General features: G+C 68.9%; 1 protein-coding gene. It reads left to right on the top strand.

Annotated features, from left to right (window positions below):
- Positions 1-136: 136 nt before the first annotated feature.
- On the top strand, positions 137-425 hold a 289-nt coding region (locus FMEAI12_RS40460; protein WP_368672149.1), incomplete at its 3' end, for an NUDIX domain-containing protein.

Here is a 425-nt window from a genome sequence, read left to right as displayed (position 1 = left end):
TACCGCCATGACAGTCGTGGCCGGCCGCGACGTCTCGCCGGTCCCCGCTCCTCCACTGTGGTGATGTCCATGCCCCATGGCTCCCGAGTGTGGCCGTTGGGCATGGTGCTACCTGCGGCCAGGTGGCGCCCGCCTCGTGGCATTCGCCGAGGACCGGCTACTGCTCACCAACCGCCGGGGGCAGACCTGGTACTTCCTGCCGGGCGGGAACGTCGAGCCGGACGAGACCGTGGACACGGCACTTCGCCGGGAGACCGCCCTACGAGGAGACCGGTCTCCGGGTCCGGAACGTCGAGTTCCTAGTAGGACTTCGTTAGGTGACTCCTGGCGGGTGAACGGTTACGGGAGGTGTGTGGTTGAAGGGTCGCTGGCAGGTGGGGCAGGCGCCGGTCCAGACGGCGAGCAGGGCCTGGAGGGTGCGGAGG

The sequence above is a fragment of the Parafrankia sp. Ea1.12 genome (assembly GCF_900465275.1).
Taxonomy (GTDB): domain Bacteria; phylum Actinomycetota; class Actinomycetes; order Frankiales; family Frankiaceae; genus Parafrankia; species Parafrankia soli.
This window is presented reverse-complemented; position numbering and strand designations above follow the sequence as displayed.